14 protein-coding genes, 1 pseudogene and 1 riboswitch are annotated in these 18410 nt (G+C 48.5%); of the genes and pseudogenes, 5 read left to right on the top strand and 10 right to left on the bottom strand.

Features of this window, described 5'->3' with window-relative positions; translation table 11 throughout:
* The first annotated feature begins 45 nt into the window (after positions 1 to 45).
* The 5 genes from ABWQ15_RS04820 (at position 46) to ABWQ15_RS04800 (ending at position 6849) form a co-directional block, all read left to right on the top strand.
* Positions 46 to 1572: an ABC transporter ATP-binding protein gene (locus ABWQ15_RS04820; protein ID WP_353907689.1), complete on the top strand. Its 1527-nt coding sequence runs from the start codon at positions 46 to 48 to the stop codon at positions 1570 to 1572.
* Positions 1562 to 2680 carry an ABC transporter permease gene (locus tag ABWQ15_RS04815; RefSeq protein ID WP_353907688.1) on the top strand — a complete coding sequence of 373 codons (1119 nt, stop codon included), beginning with the start codon at positions 1562 to 1564 and terminating at the stop codon, positions 2678 to 2680. Before ABWQ15_RS04820 ends, ABWQ15_RS04815 begins: the two co-directional genes overlap by 11 nt.
* Positions 2680 to 3576: an ABC transporter permease gene (locus tag ABWQ15_RS04810; RefSeq protein ID WP_353907687.1), complete on the top strand. Its 897-nt coding sequence runs from the start codon at positions 2680 to 2682 to the stop codon at positions 3574 to 3576. The genes ABWQ15_RS04815 and ABWQ15_RS04810 overlap by 1 nt, the downstream gene beginning before the upstream one ends.
* A 90-nt stretch (positions 3577 to 3666) precedes the next feature.
* Positions 3667 to 5892: a CehA/McbA family metallohydrolase gene (locus tag ABWQ15_RS04805; RefSeq protein WP_353907686.1), complete on the top strand. Its 2226-nt coding sequence runs from the start codon at positions 3667 to 3669 to the stop codon at positions 5890 to 5892.
* Between the two features lie 117 nt (positions 5893 to 6009).
* On the top strand, positions 6010 to 6849 hold the full coding sequence (locus ABWQ15_RS04800) for a purine-nucleoside phosphorylase (protein WP_502919108.1): 840 nt from the start codon (positions 6010 to 6012) through the stop codon (positions 6847 to 6849).
* Positions 6850 to 7068: 219 nt separating this feature from the next.
* Here the strand turns inward: ABWQ15_RS04800 and ABWQ15_RS04795 are convergent.
* The 10 genes and pseudogenes from ABWQ15_RS04795 to ABWQ15_RS04750 all read right to left on the bottom strand — a co-directional run.
* Positions 7069 to 7686, bottom strand: a pseudogene (locus ABWQ15_RS04795) (IS256 family transposase); the annotation flags it as partial.
* A gap of 456 nt (positions 7687 to 8142) precedes the next feature.
* Positions 8143 to 8766: an HD-GYP domain-containing protein gene (locus ABWQ15_RS04790; protein ID WP_353907684.1), complete on the bottom strand. Its 624-nt coding sequence runs from the start codon at positions 8764 to 8766 to the stop codon at positions 8143 to 8145.
* Between the two features lie 156 nt (positions 8767 to 8922).
* Entirely contained in the window at positions 8923 to 10740 is a 1818-nt protein-coding gene (locus ABWQ15_RS04785; protein WP_353907683.1) for a methyl-accepting chemotaxis protein, read from the bottom strand.
* Between the two features lie 131 nt (positions 10741 to 10871).
* The gene (locus ABWQ15_RS04780) at positions 10872 to 11321 is read right to left on the bottom strand and encodes a chemotaxis protein CheW (RefSeq protein ID WP_353907709.1); all 450 of its coding nucleotides are present in this window, start codon (positions 11319 to 11321) and stop codon (positions 10872 to 10874) included.
* Between the two features lie 225 nt (positions 11322 to 11546).
* Positions 11547 to 12707: a site-specific integrase gene (locus ABWQ15_RS04775; RefSeq protein WP_353907682.1), complete on the bottom strand. Its 1161-nt coding sequence runs from the start codon at positions 12705 to 12707 to the stop codon at positions 11547 to 11549.
* A gap of 725 nt (positions 12708 to 13432) precedes the next feature.
* Entirely contained in the window at positions 13433 to 16153 is a 2721-nt protein-coding gene (gene mgtA, locus ABWQ15_RS04770; protein ID WP_353907681.1) for a magnesium-translocating P-type ATPase, read from the bottom strand.
* Positions 16154 to 16505: 352 nt separating this feature from the next.
* Positions 16506 to 16679, bottom strand: a riboswitch (M-box (ykoK) riboswitch).
* A gap of 50 nt (positions 16680 to 16729) precedes the next feature.
* Positions 16730 to 17107: a hypothetical protein gene (locus ABWQ15_RS04765; protein ID WP_353907680.1), complete on the bottom strand. Its 378-nt coding sequence runs from the start codon at positions 17105 to 17107 to the stop codon at positions 16730 to 16732.
* Positions 17108 to 17309: 202 nt separating this feature from the next.
* Complete coding sequence (locus ABWQ15_RS04760) at positions 17310 to 17525, bottom strand: recombinase family protein (protein WP_353907679.1); 216 nt, start codon at positions 17523 to 17525, stop codon at positions 17310 to 17312.
* The gene (locus ABWQ15_RS04755) at positions 17522 to 17707 is read right to left on the bottom strand and encodes a recombinase family protein (protein WP_353907678.1); all 186 of its coding nucleotides are present in this window, start codon (positions 17705 to 17707) and stop codon (positions 17522 to 17524) included. The genes ABWQ15_RS04760 and ABWQ15_RS04755 overlap by 4 nt, the downstream gene beginning before the upstream one ends.
* A gap of 373 nt (positions 17708 to 18080) precedes the next feature.
* Positions 18081 to 18353, bottom strand: coding sequence for a hypothetical protein (locus ABWQ15_RS04750; protein ID WP_353907713.1), 273 nt, complete (start codon positions 18351 to 18353; stop codon positions 18081 to 18083).
* Between the last annotated feature and the right edge of the window lie 57 nt (positions 18354 to 18410).

The raw sequence follows: 18410 nt of genomic DNA, 5'->3' as shown, positions 1-18410 counted from the left end.
AAGCAGGGGATAAACAGAAATTAACCTCGGGAGGGAGATACTCGCATGAATGCAGTTGAGATGCACGGTATCACAAAACGGTTTGGGACCGTCCGCGCGTTAGAACAAGTGAATTTTACCGTGAAGCAGGGAGAAATCCACTCCCTGCTGGGCGAAAACGGAGCGGGAAAGTCCACGCTTATGAACGTGCTATATGGTATGCTGCAGCCAGACAGCGGAGAAATTCGGATCAATGACCGGCTGGTGGAAATTAAAAATCCCGCACAGGCAATACGGCTTGGGATCGGCATGGTGCACCAGCACTTTATGCTTACACCGGTCATGAGTGTCACAGAAAATGTTGTGGTCGGCACGGAACCGGTCAAGGGACTTTTTGTAGATTATCGCACAGCAGTGCGGAACGTACAACGCATGATTGACCAATATCATTTTGACATCAATGCCAATGCGAAAGTACGGACACTTTCTGTCGGCGAACAGCAGCGTGTGGAGATCCTGAAGGCGCTTTATAAGGGAGCGAATATTTTGATCCTGGATGAACCGACTGCAGTTTTGACGCCGCAGGAGGTACAGGGGTTGTTTGTGGTTCTGCGAGATCTAAAAGCTTCCGGGAAAAGTATTATTATTATTACACATAAGCTGAAGGAGACGGCAGCGGTTGCAGATCGGGTCTCTGTACTTCGATCTGGTGTTATGATTGATGCGGGCCTTGCTACAGCGGACTGCAGCATCAACGATCTGGCACTCATGATGATTGGACGCAAGGTTGACTTGGCGTTCACCCGGCGCAGTACCTGCGCTGGTGAGGTCTCCTTTGAAGTACGGAACCTCAATCTGTCTGCAAACGGAATACCGGTGCTGCGGGATATCAGTCTGAAACTGCGCAAGGGCCAGATCCTTGGAATTGCGGGCATTGAAGGAAATGGTCAGACAGAACTGGCTGAAGTGCTGACCGGACTTCGAAAAGCGGATTCCCTAGAACTTTTTAAAGATGGAAAACCATTTTCAGGCGGTGCGGATACGTTCCTGCGTGCGGGGGTCGGACATATTCCGGAGGATCGGCTGGATCGTGGGCTGGTCACACCCATGAGCATTGAAGACAATCTCATCCTTGGCTATCACAAGCGCTCTGAATTTGCAAAACGTGGCGTTCGGCGGACAAAAGAAATTCATAACTTTGCCATGGATAAGGCAACGAAATTTTCCATCAAAGCGGAAAATGTGTATGTGTCATGCAGTTCGCTTTCGGGCGGTAACCAGCAGAAGGTGATTGTTGCCCGCGTATTCAGCGAAGATCCCGATGTGCTGATTGTGGCACAGCCAACAAGAGGCGTGGATGTAGGAGCACAGGAGTTTATCCATAATCGCCTGTTGGATCTTCGGGATGAGGGGAAATCAATTCTGTTGATCTCAGCGGATCTGGATGAAGTGCGACGGCTTAGTGACAGGATCGCCGTACTCTATGGCGGAAAGATTGTGGCGGAAAGCGAGCATGACGTCTGGGATGAAATGGAACTTGGTCTGCTGATGACAGGCGGAAAAGGGATGGGGGTAAGCTCAGATGCGCAGTGAAAATCTGAAAAGCCCAAAGACCAGCACGCATACCGGTGCCGTGTCACAGTCTGTTGCGTCACTGGTGATTGCACTTATGATCAGTGCTGCAATCATGGGAGTTTGCGGTTATAATCCCATCGAGGCCTATGGCGCTATTTTCATGGGTTCCTTTGGCAGTTTACGTGGAATTGCCCAGACGTTGACACAGGCCACACCGCTCATCTTTACTGGTCTGGCATTTACCTTCGCAAAAAAAGCATCCCTGATCAATCTGGGCGTGGAGGGGCAGATGTATATGGGCGCACTGGGTGCTGCTCTGATCGGCTGCATGGATCTGGGTCTGCCGACTGCTCTCCATCTGATGCTGGCAATTATGAATGGCATGCTGTTTGGCGCTGCTTATGCGGGAATTATTGGTGTTCTGAAAGTTAAATTCGACTCCAACGAGGTTGTTGCCAGCTTCATGCTGAACTCAATTTCAACCTATATTGTGGGCTACCTGTTGAATGGACCTCTTCTGGCGGAGGGAAGCAGTGTTGCACAGACGGAACGGGTTTGCGCAACGGCTAAAATACCGCGAATATTCTCAAAATACCAGGTTACCATTGCTGTTTTCATCGCTGCTGCCGCCTGCATTTTTATCAAGTGGTTCATTGATCACACAGTGATGGGCTATGAAATCAGAAATGTCGGTATGAATCGGAGAGCTGCCCAAACCGCAGGCATTCATGTGGGGAAAACATTAATCGTGACAATGTGCATTTCGGGTGCGATTGCAGGCATGGCCGGCGTGAATCAGGTCCTTGGCGTGGATCGCAGACTGATCAACGATTTTTCGCCCGGCTATGGCTTTATCGGCATCGCAGTTTCTGCGCTGGCGGCGGAAAGCCCACTCGGTACCATTGCAGCCGGCGCAATTTTTGGTATTCTCCGTGCCGGTACAATGGAACTGAACCGCACGACCGGCATTCCAATCGAATTTGTGGATGTGATTCAGGCAATGGTGGTTATTGTGGTTTCGGCGCCACTTATGGTGCAGGGCTTTTTCCATACGCTTCGACACTTGAGAGATAGATTTCTGCACAAAGGCAAAAACACTGCGGCGAAAGGAGGATATGGGATATAATGTCATTGCTCGCTTATCTGATTCCCATTGTGGGGTCTACGATCTATATGGCAACACCACTGATTTTCGCGGCAGTGGGTGGCGCATTTTCGGTTCGGGGCGGCGTTATGGCTCTGGGACTGGAAAGCATGCTGATGTGCGGGGCTTTTTGCGGGGTTGCAGGTTCATATTATACAGGCAGCGTGGCATTCGGCTTTTTATGCGCCGTTCTGGGCGGTATGCTGATTGCCTTGCTGCATGCGATCCTGTGCGTACGTTATCGGGTAAACCAGGTCATTAGCGGCGTTGGGCTGAATCTGCTTGCAAGTGCGATTACAACACTTTTGATGCAGGTGATCTGGAAAAACAAAGGCAGCTCCGAAATGGTAGCAGACGTGAAACACCTGCTGGGCGGCCCAATTCCGATTTTAAGTGTACAATCGTTCAATTTCTTTGTAATGCTTGGTATTGTGATCATTGGCTGGATTGTACTTTTTAAAACAAAGTATGGTTTGCGTCTGCGTATGGTCGGTGAAAATCCGAAGGCAGCCAGTACAATGGGATTGAAAGTACATGAACTCAAATACTCCGGCGTCTTGATTTGTGGCGCATTGGCCGGCTATGGCGGTGCGTTCCTGTCATTGGATCAGTTGAATATGTTCGTTCGCGGTATGACTGCCGGACGCGGATATATTGCAGTAGCCATTGCAATTCTCGGCCGGTATAATCCGGCACAAATTGTCCCCTGTGCACTGCTGTTCGGTTTTTGCGATGCTGTCCAGATCTATCTGCAGGGGCAAGGTGTTCCTGCGCAGCTGATTCAGATGCTGCCCTATGTTGCAACCTTGCTTGTGCTGGCTTTTGGCGTCAAGCATATTCAGCCGCCGGCAGGTGTGGGAAAGCACGAAACAGACTGAACATTCCTTTCACAAAAACAATACGCAGTACGGCAGATTGCCGCGTTGCAACTATAATCAGCATTAGTAGCTATACTATAGGAGGTTTCTATGAGCCAATATCATATTCTGACCGCCCCTGAGGGCTGCATGGTAACGGATGATTACGCGTTCAGCGCACAATTTCCAGGTGCCGTCATGGACAACGGAAGCTTGCGTATTCATTATCAGAAATTTCTGAATCAGCATGATACTTTGGAAACCGGTGTCCTTGGGGCAGACGGTCTGGAAGAACGGGAAACAATCTCTGGTGAAGGCGATGTGCTGTATCCAGTCAGTATTTCCTATCAGGGAGTGGCATGGTACGCGTGGAGCGAGACAGATCATGGCGCATGGAAAATTTGCGTCCGCTTTGTAAAAAATAGCCGGTGGAGCGAAATTATGACCATTGATCGGGGAGCGGTGACGCTTTATCCGGCGCTTTGTGTCTGGAAAGATACGCTGTACCTGTTGTGGACGAGCCAGTCTGCAAACGGTGCTACAACATTGATGTGCGCGTTGCACGAGGACTGTGCGGGAAAGATCGAGAAAATTTCTGAAGCTATGGAAACCTACCGTGCCAATGCCTGTGAGGGTGGTGACGGCAACCTGTATGTCACATACGAAGCGTATTATGGCGGCGCCTACCATACGCTTTGCCGTGTGCGCACAGATGCAGGCTGGAGCAAGGAAGTACAGTTGGATAGCACCGATGAATGGACCTGCCAGCCTCGCGTGATTGCGGCGGCTGACGGCGCGACAGTGTGCTGGTATACGTTTGGCTATGAGGCAAACTTTGCGGTCTGCTCTGCGGACATTTCTGTTCAAAATGGAAAATTGACAGCAGAGGCTCCTGTCACAATTACCCGCAGTGTTGGCTGGTATATGGATCTGGCGGCAGCTTCCAAACCCGGTCTGCAGGTACTGGCCTACTCTTGGGGCCGTGATTATATTAATGTTCGGTTCCGGAAAGACGGCGGTAAATGGAGTGAGCCGGCTTTGATGTCTTATGAGGATATTCACTTTGCTGTACATCCTTCCCTGCTGTTGGGAGAAGGCGACACAATTCTGATGCCGTGGCAGTTTGCGCATCGCAACGGCCATTTTGGACGAAATGCAAGCGTGGTTATAACACAATTTACCACGCAGGATATTACCCGCTGCGGTGATGTCAGCAGGGAGACAGCAGATAATAATTTCTGCATTCCCATTGCGGCAGAAAAACACCTGGATGCACATGATGAAAAAGAAAAAGCCGCATGGCTCCAGAAGAACGGCTATGCCTGTAAACTGCTTTTTGGCGATATTCACGGCCAGAGTGGTATTTCAGACGGCATGGGCTCCATTGACCAGTATTACCGCCGAAGTCTTGCCAAGGCCAACCTGCAGTTTTCTTGCCTGACAGATCATGATTGCTATCCGGACTGGATCTCTCAGTCTGAATGGGAGCTGATGCGCACCACAGCCCATCTGATGAACAAGGATAACGAGTTAACCTGTCTGCTTTCCTTTGAATGGACGCCCAATGAGTATCAGTATGACTTTGGCCATAAGAACATCTACTACAGAGATGATAACGGTGATATTTTCCGCTCGGGTGATAAGGGCGGGCTCACCCCAACAGATCTTTATGCAAGCTTGAAGAAATATAAGGGCATGTGCATCCCGCACCATCCGGCAGCAGACTGGGGCTCGGTCAGCGCGGCGACGGACTGGTCTTTCCACGACGAGCAGGTGGAACGTCTGGTAGAAATTATGTCGCGCCATGCGCCTTATGAGGATTTTGAAAGTACCAGCAAGTATACAAAGAATATTAAAAAGATGCCGCACCACAGTGTGCAGGATGCACTGGCAAGAGGCTATCGTATGGGCTTCACGGCTGGCAGTGATTCCCACCAGATGGAGCATGGCGTGGAAGGCGGTATTGTCGCTGTTTATACAGAAACCCATGACCGGGAAGGTATCTGGGATGCCATGTATGACCGCCATACCTACGCCACAACCGGTGCGCGGATCCTTGTTTCCTTTCGGGCGGAGGGACATATGATGGGCAGTGAGTTGACAATGGAAAGAGGCAATTGCGTACACTTCAATATCAGCGTTTTCGGCACAAAGACAGTCAAGGTGGAATTGATTCGCAACAATACCGTTATGAAAACATGGACACCCAACAGCGCACATTGTGATGCTCATTTTGAAGATGTAGGAATTGACGAGACTGCCTGCTATTACCTGCGTGTTACACAGCCGGACGAGCATATGGCTTGGTCTAGCCCCATCTGGATCGACCGTTGCTAAGTAAAATCAGCCGTTATCGCCGTGAAGATAGGACGATGGGCTCCAGTGCGCATTGCTCTCGTTGCAAGAATAGAGTATAGAGCTATACGAAAGAGGTGAAATCGATTGGATGTAATTATGGAACGCATATTGGCTGCGGAAGCGTATATCCGCTCGAAAACGGAGATAAAGCCGATGCTGGGGATGATTCTCGGAAGCGGGCTTGGTGGATTTGCCGACCTGATGGAGGACGCGGTACGGATTTTGTTTCGGGAGATTCCCGGATTTCCCGTTCCCACGGTGGAAGGACATGCGGGTGAACTTGTCATCGGAAGATTCGGTGCAACACCCTCCGCTGTTCTGAGCGGTCGCGTGCATTTTTACGAAGGGCTGCCGCAAAACGAGATCACGATCCCGGTACGTGTACTGCAGCGCCTTGGCGTAAACACGTTGATTCTTACAAACGCAGCCGGCGGGATCAACCTCGATTATTCAGCTGGCTCATTGATGCTAATTCGCGACCACATCAACTATTCCGGGCAGAACCCGCTGATCGGGGCAAACCTGCCTGAGTTCGGCCCACGGTTTCCAGATATGACGGATATATACACAAAAAAATTGCGCGAAGAACTGAAAAAGCGCGCACAATCTGCAGGGATTCTCCTGCGGGAGGGCGTCTATGCGATGTACTCAGGGCCGAGCTATGAGACGCCCGCCGAAATACGCATGTTCAGGGTGCTCGGCGCGGATGCCGTCGGGATGTCTACGGTTCCAGAGGCGATCGTTGCAAGGCATGGCGGCATGAGAGTGGTCGGGATTTCATGTATCACAAACATGGCTGCGGGCGTGACAGGCGGGGTCATTCATCATGAAGAGGTGGTGGAAACGGCAAACCGTGTGAAACGCGAATTCAAAGAACTGCTTCAAATCGCGGTCAATCTTTGCGCGGAGAAATCAGCGCGGCAAGGTGTGAATTAACAATTCTCATCCTAGGAGCAGATGGAAAGAATAGGCAATTTTCTGTCAAACCAAATCCTTCACTGCGGCAGAACCTTCTCGCCGCTCTCAACGGCTAGATCGACAGCTACACCGCGCTGTACCGCATATGGCAGGCGGACGCGGAGAATACAAACGGCGGCAGCGGGAGGATGGCGAGTTAGACCCGTCTTGGCGGGAGTTAACGGGCGCCTGAACACAGGCACCTTTGTCCTCTTCCATGCTTTCGGCAGCACCCAAGACTTCGCGGTAGCCATCCTCGTTGACGGCGATTGCCACCAGAATGGCCACATTTTCGTACTCTCCACCCCAGTTGCGGCGCAGGTAGATGCCGTCCACATAGACGTACGGATATTTCCCGCCATGCAGCGGCCGGTTGCGCCAGTCCTCGATATGAACGTATGCTTTCTTGTTCAGCTCGCTAATCGTGGAAGGAGACACCTTGCTGCCCCAGAGAGCTTCTGTAATATCCTCTACGCGGCGCACAGAGACGCCGGCAAGGTACATCTCGATGAGCGCTTCCTCGACGCTGCTTTCTCTGCGGCGATACCGTTCGATGATTGCCGTTTCAAACGAAATTTCCTTGAGACGCGGTACGTTGAGCGTAACATCGCCGGAGGTGGTAGTAAGATTGCGGCTGTAATGGCCGCTGCGATAACCCAGCCGTTCTTCGCTGCGCTCGTATTTGGCTGCCTGGGTCAGCTTCTCCGCTTCAGCCTCCAGCAGGCCGTTGAGCGTCTCTTCCACGCTGCCCCGGACCAATTCCTTGATTTGCCCCTTGATTACTTCCTCATTAAACTGTACAATTTTTTCGGGCATGGTTTGTAGTCCCCCTTCAGAATGGTTATGTGGTTACTTTCATTCTATCAGAGGTCTGCAAACCGTGTCTCTTTTTGGATTTGCGCAACTTATTCTGCCTTATCTTAATCGAATACATATGGTTTATTTTCGTCAATTGGTTTTTCAGCTATGTGATAAACCGCGAGTAACAGATAAGATAGAGAAACCACTCGTCCTTGTAGGGCGAGTGGTTTCTCTATCTTATCTGTTATGCATCTAGCTCCAGTTGAAATGCAACCACATATTAATCGCGCAGCTGGAAGCAGCGCCTCTCAGGCGGGATCACGAAGCAGCCCGACTACTTCAACGGTCGGCGCTTTACCTGTGACCGCGCATCTCACCGAGCGCGCCTGATGAGGACCTCTGTTTTCCTTCGGTGATGTACGGTTATTGAGCGGTTACTTTTAATCTGGTACCTTCAGCTGTTCTCGTTACCTAATTAACCAAAAACTGAAATTCATTGTCCAAAAACAATTTTGCCAGCACTGGATCAAACTGTGTTCCTGCGTTCGCTTTTATTTCACTACAGGCATATTCATGGCTGCGCGCCCTCCGGTAGGACCGATCGCCTGTAATCGCATCATAAACATCACACACGGAGGTAATCCGAGCTATTAGGGGTATTCGTTCACATTTAATCCCATATGGATAGCCGTCTCCGTTCCACCACTCATGATGATAGACAGCGGAGTCATGCGCCAATTGCATTAGTTCGGAGGGTATGCCGGAAACAGAACCGTTCCGGATTAATTTGAAAAGCTCCTCGGCAAATAAGGGGTGTTTCCGCATGAGACTCATTTCTTCTGCTGTGAGTCGATCCGGCTTTGAGAGGATCTCCACTGGTACCCAGGCCTTGCCAATGTCATGATAATAGGCCGCTTTTCCAAAACACTTATATTCGCCCAACCTTTTGATTTCCGGATATGCACCGGCACGAACTATTAGTTCAGTTATAATATCTACGTAGTTTTTAACATGTGTTAAATGCCGGATCTGCTCACCCGGAAGAGAGCGAATGATCTCACTCACATTTGATTCACTGCAAAATGTTTGGTACATTTTCTCTTTTTCCTTCTGGTACAATGTGTCAGTATCGATATAAGCACAAAGGAATTAATCAAATGTCTATATACTCCACAAAATGTTTTACAGGCGTGGGGTGTTGGTGCAATCAGCATCCCACGCCTGCGTTTGTACCGATGTCCGGTTTTACTGTTAATATTTTTTCGCGCCGCTGCTCGCGAAAGGCATTGCCGCTTTGGATGACGCTGTTTGGTACGGGATTTTCCTCATTGACTCTTCGTCCAAAATCGACTCGTCTTTCCCAACGGTAGAATTTTTATTTAATTTGAATACACTGACATATTTTTTCAGGCTGTCGGCCTGGGCAGAAAGCTCTTCGCTGGCCGCCGCGCTTTCCTCGGAAGAGGCCGCGTTGCTCTGAACAACCTGCGATATCTGAACAATCCCTTGATTGATCTGCTCCAAAGCCGCCGCCTGTTCGTTTGTAGCAGTAGCGATTGCTCCGACAAGCTCCCCAGCCTGCGAAACTCCTTCCACAATTTTGCCCAACGCGCCCGCCGTCTCTTTTGCGATGTTCGTACCGGCATCCACTTTTTGTATGGAGGTTTCGATCAGCTCCGTCGTCTCTTTTGCAGCTTGTGCGGACTTGCCCGCGAGATTTCGGACTTCTTCGGCCACCACGGCAAAGCCCTTGCCCGCGCTTCCCGCTCTGGCCGCCTCTACCGCCGCATTGAGCGCCAGAATATTTGTCTGGAAAGCGATATCGTCGATTACCTTAATGATTTTACTGATACTAACAGAAGAAGTATTGATCTCATCCATAGCGCGAAGCATTTCCACCATTTGCGCGTTGCCGGAATTTGCGTCCTTTTGTATATTCATTGTCAGCACATTGGTTTTTTGCGCGTTCTCAGCATTTTGCGTCGTCTGCGAGGTGATTTCCTCCATAGATGCCGACAGTTCCTCAACGGAGCTGGCCTGCTCCGTCGCACCCTGAGAAAGTGCTGTACTGGAATCCGCCACCTGCTTTGCGCCTGCATCCACCTGATCGGCGGATGTGACAATGGATGCCGCGAGGTCATGGAATTTTGCCACAAGGTCGGAGAGCGCTTTGCCCATGACATCAAATTCAGATCTTACCGTTATGACAGTGGTAAGGTCACCCTCCGCAATTGCCGCAGTCTTATGAGCTTGCTCGGCGGTACTCTCCATCACTTTATTGAAGGCTAAGGCAAGCGTTCCAATCTCATCTTTCCTGTATTTCAACTGCAAGTCTTCTTTGTTCAGAACTTTGCTTGCATCAATGTCACCGACTGCCAGCAACTCGCCAAACGCCGCGAACTTTTGCATGGGCTTGCTGATCATGCCCGATATAAAACGGCTTAAGATAAAAGAAATGGCAAAGGATATCAAAATTACGGCGATCATCAGGCAGATTGATAAGATTGCAGACGTTTTGCTGGCCGCGATGTTTTCTTGAGCACGGGTGGCGTTATATTCCGTGAGGGAGTCGAACGCTTTGGCCGCGTCGTTGGCAACGGAAGCCGCCTGAGACATATTTTCCATCATATCATCAGATGTTCCACCGGATTTGGCGATGGACAGGTTTTTGTTTATTATTTCCAGGTAAGTAGCATATGCGGATTTAACAGCGTCCAGGTTCTTCTGGTCCGCATCACTGGAAACCGTGTTGCTATATGCCTTAAAATCTGATTCCATTGCATCAATATAGCCTTCGACTTTTTCAATGTACTGCTCTTTTGCATCCACGTTATTTAAGTTGATTTGTAGTCCGCTTGTTGCCTTCCCAAGAGCCATAAAATCCGTTTCTGCCTGGGAAGCGTATTTTATTCCCAAGGTACATTGATCATAGGTCACCTGCTGATCGTTAGAGAATTTGAGCAGGTTAAAAATGCCCACAATACCAATAACCGTTCCAAGAAGAGCGATAATCATAAATCCGGTTGACAGCTTTCGTGATACCTTCATATTTTCAAAACGCTTTTTCATTTTTTCATTTCCCTGTATTATTGAGTAGTAGTTTTTTAAGCCCCTCTCCAAGGGCTGAGTGTTACACTGTTCAGGAGACACAGTATGGTGCTTGAATCATTGTGTCTCAAACTTTGGACTGATCAATATAATCACAACTGTGCCGAGACAGTTTCAAGCTCAACTTCATTCAGCAGCTTTTCGCAGTCGAGCAGCAATATGATACGATTTTCGAATTTTCCAATGCTTCTTACATACCCCCGTCTGTCACCCGATTTGATTTCCGGCATCGCGGAGATCTCCTCATCCGGAATTGGTAGCACCTCAGATACACAATCCACAATCAATCCGGTTGACATACCGCCGATACGGATAACAATGACACAGGTTCTTTCTGTGTAGCCTGTTTCCGGCTTTTTGAAGCGCAGCCTTATGTCCATGGCCGGAACGATGCTGCCCCTTAGGTTGATAATCCCTTTGATATAATCCGGTATTTCGGGCATCTCCGTGATCGGCTGTATTCCGATGATTTCCATGACATTTTCAATCGCGATGCCATAAGTCTCATCGCCAATCAGAAATGTCAGAAACCTGCCCTTCATTGCGTCTTCACTGTCAGCTGAAATTTCCTTTAATACATTCAAGCTCTCACTTCCTCAGAATTATTTTTTAATTAAATTCAGGAGCACCAAATCCCTAAATTTACAAGCCTGATTAACGTTGAATAGAAGCTCCACATTGTGCCATAATATAATTGAATATAATTACAGCCCGCAGTTTGTTTAAGACTGCGCTATTTGATGAATATTTGTTGGTATTGCTTGACTTCATGAATTTATGACTGGAATGTTGACGGCGATCAAAGTGCTTGCCATATGCGTTATATGCAGTTCATTAAATCTACTCATTGCAACTTTTTTTTGGTCCATGAGGGAATGTGCATATATGTTAAGTGTAGTTGAGACACTCGAATGTCCCAATATTTCGCTGAGTGTTTTGATGTCAACGCCAAGTTCCATCGCACGCGTTGCGAAAGTGTGTCGGATTGCGTGAAATTTACGATCATTTACACCGGCGGTTGCCAACACTTTTTTATAGAGTGTTTGATACGCCCTGGGATCTTCCGGTTCAGTTGTTCCGGAAATAAGGTAACAATTTTCATTCATACGGAACTGCATATATTTCTTATACATGTCAACGAGAAATTCGGGCAAGGGGATTTTCCGTATGGAGCTCTGACTTTTCGGCGTTCCCACCAGCAATGTACCCCCGTGCCCCTCTGGCTGAAAGCGGTTCACACGGGCTACTGTTTTTGTGACGGACATGATACCGGCTTCATAATCAATATCACCCCATTTCAGAGCGCATAGTTCTCCCAGCCGTATGCCCGTGTAAAAAGTCAGGATAATACCGAGTGCACGTTTATCATTTGAACCATAGGCTGCGTTTTCAATTAACCTCTGCTCGTTGATTGAGAATGCCTGCACCTCTTTATTCCCCACTTTTGGGAGTTTAACAGTGTCCATTATTGCAGAAAGCTTAGGAGAGCCCCTCAGGATTTCTTTAAGAGCCGTTTTAAAAATTATCAGAATTTTCCGTTTGTAGGATTCGGAAAGCGCAGAATGGTCTTTTATGTGCTTTGTAAATCCGGCTGCCGTAATTTCCGACAGATTTTCGTTTCCGGCTGTTTTAAAAAAGGGAATCACGTAATTCTTCATGCAGCGGTAGTAGTTTTCATAAGTGGATGGTTTTACCTGATTCAGGATATCCCCGCTCAGCCAGCAGTCAAACAACCCGGCCGCAAATGCGGCCGGGCAGTCTATTTTGTCAGCTTGTGGCTTCCGATATTTCTCATAGTTTTTTTGTTTCTCCTTAATTTCCTTATATGTTTTCGCATAAACATATCGGTACTTTCCGTCCGGCCTAAGAATTCGCCCCTCCCAGCGGCCATCCTTACGCTTGTAAACATTTTCGCCCCTTCTTGGCATAATGTTTCTCCTTTCGTGCATGACTATAATTTTGACGGCGATTAGAACGCCAAACGCGTGAAAACGGTCCAGTGCTTTCTATAACCCAAGGGTAGAAAAAGACATTTTTAACGTCTTTTTAACGCTTTTTAAAATTTTGTGGACAATTCATACTTATCTGTTTGTCAAAATTGCCGATATGTAATATAATGTATTTGCGCAGTCTTAAACAAACTGCGGGGATTACAGCATAAAATCCGGGATGCTTTCCCCATAGTTACTACAATTTTAGATGTGGTTACTAGCTATATTTACAAACTACAATCGTCATGTCATAGAAAACACCTCACTCAATGCATACGGTAAAAGGCCTCTGGAAAGCATTGCACTGCTGTATAACGCAGAAAATGCCATAGCGTTGCAGGCTGCTAGATACGATCAGAACAGGGATACTCTGATTTGTGATTGTGCATGTATAAGCAAATTGGAAAGCACAAAATTGCAGTTGCAACATAATTTGCAACGATGAGCCGCGAACAGCGGTTGGGTCAGGACGTGCCCGTAACGTCATCCTCGCCAATATGTCTGTGTTCAGCACACAATGATGCTATAACAATGATCTGAAGGCCTGCAAATCAAGAGGTGACACATATAGTGCCACCTCTTATCTATGATAACGGTACATAATAATTGTTTGTGAACTTTTGGAGACAAGGTAAAACTGTGTCACTATGGGCAATCGTTTTTTACAGCCACTCCCTGTATCTTCTGATATAAATCGTCTTGAGCAAGGTGGCAAGCACCATGTAGCACGCAACCGTCAGTGCCAGCCAAGTAAAGTACGCTGCAGGAAGAGCGGTAAGGCCAATTGCCGCGCCGAACGGCGTAAAGGGAATTGCAGTCAGTACCGCGATTCCTGTAAAGGTAAGACCAATAACCGGAAGCGACGCCCTGCTCTGTATAAAGGGAATATTCGGCGTGCGAAGCATGTGAATGACCAGGGTCTGGCTCCACATGGACTCGACAAACCACCCCGATTGGAACAGGGCGATATAGTAATCCTGACTCGAAACGTTTGTGATGTGATGAAAAAGCTGTCCTCCGGACATCATGGGACAGATGATAAAGTACATGAGCAGGTAGGTCGTGATATCAAAAACGGAACTCGTCGGCCCAATCCAGACCATAAATTTGCTGATTGAAGAAGAATTCCACCTCCTGGGGACCTTGAGAAACTCTCGATCCACGCTATCCCAGGGGATTGCGGTGCAGGAGATATCATATATCAGGTTCAGCAAAATCAAGTGGATTGGCGCCATCGGGAGGAACGGTAAAAAAGCGCTCGCGGCGAGAACGGAAAACATATTTCCAAAGTTTGAGCTGGCCGTCATTTTAATATACTTGATCATGTTAGCGTAGGTTTTTCTGCCTTCAACGATTCCGTTTTCCAGTACCATTAAATCCTTTTCAAGCAGAATAACATGCGCTGATTCTTTCGCGATATCCACGGCTGTATCAACTGAGATACCCACATCGGACGCTTTCATTGCGGCGGCGTCGTTGATACCGTCGCCCATATACCCCACGACATGACCGTTTTCCCGAAGGGTTGACACGATATCCGCCTTTTGCTGTGGCGACAGCTTGGCAAAGACATTGGTGACTTCGACTGCTTTTTTCAGTTCATCAGTAGACATTCGTTCGATATCCGAACCGAGCAGAAGGTTGTCTACCTGCAGCCCCACCTGTCTGCAAATGCAGCGGGTGACGCGGTCATTGTCTCCGGTGAGGATTTTGACTGCAACGCCATGCTCGTTCAATGTCCGGATTGCTGCGGCCGTGGTCTCTTTCGGCGGGTCAAGAAACGCAAGGTATCCCATCAGAACCATATCCGCCTCATCCGCCACTGAAAATGCGTCGACCGGCGACGGATTGGTCTTTTGCGCCACGGCGATCACACGCATTCCCTCGTCGTTGAGACGGTCGACCGTTGATAAGATCTCGCTTTTAATCAAATCGGTCAACGGCTCGACTTTGCCCCTGTATTCCGCATAACTGCTGATCGAGAGCATTTCCTCAACGGCACCTTTTGTGATCATCTGCGTCTTTCCGCTTTTATCCGCCACGACAACGCTCATCCGGCGGCGCTCAAAGTCAAACGGGATTTCATCCACCTTCACATAGTTGGTCGAAAGTTCCTGAAGGCCGGCCTCTTCCGTGCTTTCCTGTTCCGCTCTTTCAATGATGGAGATATCCATCAGATTTTTGAGTCCGGTCTGATAATAGCTATTTAAAAAAGCGTGTCGAAGCACCCGGGTATCCGCATTGCCGTGCACATCAAGATGATACTCAAGGACGACCTTATCCAGCGTCAATGTGCCCGTCTTATCCGTACACAGCACATCCATAGAACCGAGATTCTGAATGGCGTTTAGATTTTTGATAATGGTTTTCTTCTTGGACATTGCCACCGCACCTTTTGCCAGGCAGGTAGTGACGATCATTGGCAGCATCTCAGGGGTCAAGCCCACCGCCACGGAAATGGCAAACAGGAACGCCCCCAGCCAGTCTCCTTTCGAAAAGCCGTTGATAAACAGCACGACGGGGACCATGACAAGCATAAAGCGGATCAATATCCAGGAAACGGAGTTAACGCCCTTTTCAAAACTCGTTTGGACAGGCTTTGCTGTCAGTCCTTTTGCAATCGCGCCAAAGAACGTATCATTGCCGGTGGCGACAACAACGCAGGTCGCCGAACCGCTGATGACGGTGCTGCCCATAAAAGCAAGATTATGATATTCCGTTACGGTATCATATTCTCCCCGCTTGACGACACCTGCTGTTTTCTCCACCGACTCACTCTCGCCTGTCAGGGCCGCCTGACTGACAAACAAGTCTTTCGCCCGGAGAATCCGTACATCAGCCGGTACCATATCCCCGGCCGCCAGGTAGACAATGTCTCCGACAACAACATCCTCCAGCAGTATTTCTTCCCGCCCATTTTCCTGCCGCTCCACGGCTGTGGTGGTTTTAACCATCTGGTTTAAACGATCGGCGGCATTGCCGCTGCGAAGTTCCTGCACAAAACGGAGAAGCCCGCTGATCATGACCATGGTAAGGATGATGATAACGGTCACCGGGTTTTTGCTGCCGGGTTCAGCCAGAAGCACATCCGTGACAAAGGAAACGGCAGCGAGAATAAATAGAATTGCCGTAAACGGATTCACAAAGGATTCGAAAAGCCTTTTTGCCAGAGGATTTTTCTTTCCGTGTGAGATTCTGTTTGCGCCGTAGAGGTCGCGCATTTCCTCTACCCAGTCCTCTCCAAGACCCCGAAAAGAAGTATTTAGTTCCTTTAAAACCTCGTTTTCTTCGATAAATGAGGTCTCATAAAGTCTTCTGTCTGTGTGGTCAGCTTTTTTTGCATTCGCCGCGCTCTTTGGCGCAGTAATTTTTTTGTTCTTCATCAGTCTATACCTCCTTCGCATTTTCGGCAAATTGCCGGGTAAATATGTGGAAGTAAGACATAAACCGGATGACAGTCTGATTTATCAGAAGGCGGCAGAAAAGTAGACGCAGAATAAACCTGCGCACTTGTCTGCTGAGGCACATCTGTGATTTTGACTTCGTCCTTCCGGGCTTATGCCGCTGCTACTCCCTGCGTCCACTTTTTTCACCTCCGTAAAATGAAATAGTCCTGCAAATCTTTCTGTAGGGACAAAAAATCTTGTCATTGCTCAAAGCAATGGCAAGATTTTCCAAAGAAGCGACGTGCCAATAACTCCTGATTGGACGCGCACTTAATCAGACGGCGAAACCGCTGATTTACCATCGTTCAAGCTTTAGCATCACAGGGCGTGGTGATCATTCACCTTGAAATTGCATTAGTCTATGCCTTGCTTCGACATAGACTGCTGACCTTCTCATAGTGTCTCCACTACTCCGCGGCAGCAATCCGTATCCCTGTGGTAGCCGCACCTACCGAATATTTACTTCGGATACATCATATGTCGGCGCTTAGATATTGTCAACTAAATTTTCTGTTATGCCTTATCAATCCCATGCCTAACCGCTTGGTAAAATACTTCTTGGCACAAAACGGCGAAAAGTAGGACAGGACCAGCAAACGCACCGATCTGGTCCAGAAATTTCAGAATGGCAAAGCTTTTCCCCGCACCCATCTGTGAGGAAACAAAGGAGAGGCTCGTGCCTTTTGCAGGCTTTTTGATCTCCCCGACCCGGATGCGAAGCAGATGGCCGCCGCTGAAGTGCCCACAAGGCTCAAAAAGTCGCCCGGGATGTTGGCGATTCCCTGGTGGGACATATCTGAAAAAAGGTTTACAATGCCAATCAATACAAAAATGAGCCTTTACACTTAAATGGTCTACTTTTTCACTTAAAGACTTATATTTAATGTTCACTGAATAATTCGGAGCTCATTGCAGCACAAGACTTTGATGCCCATCTATGATATACTATATGTAAGAAAAAAGGTCGGATGTGGCCAAAATACTTACACACGGAGTGATGGGAATGTACAAATACAGCAATGGTCAGATCAGTCTGGCGGATTTCAGGCAGCCGATGCCGTGCTCTTTGCTATATTAAGTATTCTACCATTCTTTATGCGAATACCTCATTCATGATATTGCGGAATGGAGTAAACTCATTTTCGCCCTCGTCGCTGTTCACACCGTCAGAAACGGCGATCAGCCGAATATCATGCTGCGGGAAAAACTCCTCGGTCAGCTTACCGACCTCAATGTAGTTGCGTCCAAGCCGGGACAAGCCTTTCACGAACATCGCCGAAATATAGCCCGCCTCGATTGCCTGGATCATGCGCTGGTAGTCGGGGCGTTCATCGTCGTGCCGGTGCGGCCCTTTTCCTTGGCGACCTTTTGGAGTGTCTTTTTCTGGTTTGAAATACTGTTGGATTCCGTGTCCATATTGTCGTCGTGGCTCAAGCGACAATAAAGTGCGGCGGTACCCTCTGCGTAATTTTTGTTGTCTGACTGTTTCAAAATATCTTCCTTCCCGGCAGTCAAATAAGAGGTTTTATCCTACCAATGTTTTACCTCTGTCTACCGCCTCTTTAAGAATGTCGATGGAATCGTTTAAGCTGGCTCTAAATCGGCCAGCATCAGTTTCAGAAGAATATCCCGCAGCAGCTTGCCCTTTTCCTTGTATACGGGCGTGACAAGGAGCTTGATTTTATCAACTTGATAAGGTGTATTCCTCGCTGCATTTGGTGTCGGCCATTGCACCCTCCCTTCGTAATTAAAAACACAACTATCAATTGTATTCCCCCTGTCCTATGGGGAAACGCCAAAGGGCGGCACCCTTGCGGATGCCGGCCTTTGGCTTATCCTCTTCTTGAGACAGAGTGTCTCAAAGCTAATAGGGGCTGTTTTGGAAATGCTCCTTGGCCTCCTCAGGCCCGCGCATATCAAAAACATAGTAAAGCTCACCGACCACACGCCGAATATCCTCGGGAGGAAAGCCGCAAGCCTCCATCGCATAGATGACATAATGCTCCTGGTTGCGCTTGACACGCCGCTGATGGGCCGTCTCATACAGTTTGTCCGAGCGTAGAGCCTCGGCCATTTCATCTGAAACCTCGATAGTCTGATCTTCTATGTAATAGTCCCGCAAGTTTATGGTTGTCATAAAAGCCTCCACAGATTTAGATTATTGTAAAAATCCAAATTGCGGAGGCCCTCTTGC

This window comes from Oscillibacter sp., assembly GCF_040505565.1.
Classification (GTDB): domain Bacteria; phylum Bacillota; class Clostridia; order Oscillospirales; family Oscillospiraceae; genus Oscillibacter.
Note: the sequence above shows the minus strand (reverse complement) of the source record. Positions and strands in the feature narration are given on the sequence as shown.